Raw genomic sequence first — 771 nt, 5'->3', positions numbered from 1 at the left:
CCGTCAGACATCCGAAACAATCGTAGGATGCGCGAATACATGCCTTTAGTGGTCTACCTCATTGATCCGTCAGACATCCGAAACATACATTCGCCCCAGTGTGAGCAAGAGACTGTGGTCTACCTCATTGATCCGTCAGACATCCGAAACGCATGCGCACCGCGTAGTCAGGTAGTGCATGTGGTCTACCTCATTGATCCGTCAGACATCCGAAACACTGACGGATTCATGGATCGCATCTAAGAAGTGGTCTACCTCATTGATCCGTCAGACATCCGAAACCGATAGCCTTAACATTTCCTGAACAATTCATGGGAATTGCACAAAATCTTCGTCAACGTACCAGCTTCTTCCATCCTCGAATCTGAACAGATGGTCAGTCCATTCAAGAGATAGAACTTGTAGTTCTTGTCTCAAAATGTCTCTAGCTAAGTAGTCTAACTGCTCCTTAGTACAATATTTAGTTATATGAAGCAACACGAGCATCCGTTTTTCATTCAGAGCTCCGGCAGTATCAATTATAGATTGTAATACATCATAGAAGCTTCGTGGATTCGGCACATCAATGCTAGGCTTATAAATTCCTAAAATCGCTTTGACTTCAAATTCAGCTGATAAATTCACCGGCAACATTGAATCAAGAGCTAAGCTATCAAATACCGAATACCCCCTCTCGAAAATTTCATGAAGCTCCTTCAGCTGATATTCATCAACGTTAAACAGTAGTTTAGTTATCATTTGCTTCATAAACCAGTCATTAAAATTATAGGG

General features: G+C 42.0%; 2 protein-coding genes. One reads left to right on the top strand and one right to left on the bottom strand.

Translation table 11 applies throughout. The annotated features are described in order from the left end of the window. A partial coding sequence (locus EJ419_RS08370; protein ID WP_205668804.1) for a hypothetical protein occupies window positions 1-243 on the top strand: 243 nt, incomplete at its 5' end. 66 nt (window positions 244-309) lie between these two features. On the opposite strand, the gene csn2 is transcribed toward EJ419_RS08370, so the two are convergent. Beyond that, the coding region (csn2, locus tag EJ419_RS02020) for a type II-A CRISPR-associated protein Csn2 (protein ID WP_131283261.1) at window positions 310-771 on the bottom strand (462 nt) is incomplete at its 5' end.

Source organism: Alloscardovia theropitheci, assembly GCF_004332295.1.
GTDB classification, from domain to species: Bacteria; Actinomycetota; Actinomycetes; order Actinomycetales; family Bifidobacteriaceae; genus Alloscardovia; species Alloscardovia theropitheci.
Note: the sequence above shows the minus strand (reverse complement) of the source record. Positions and strands in the feature narration are given on the sequence as shown.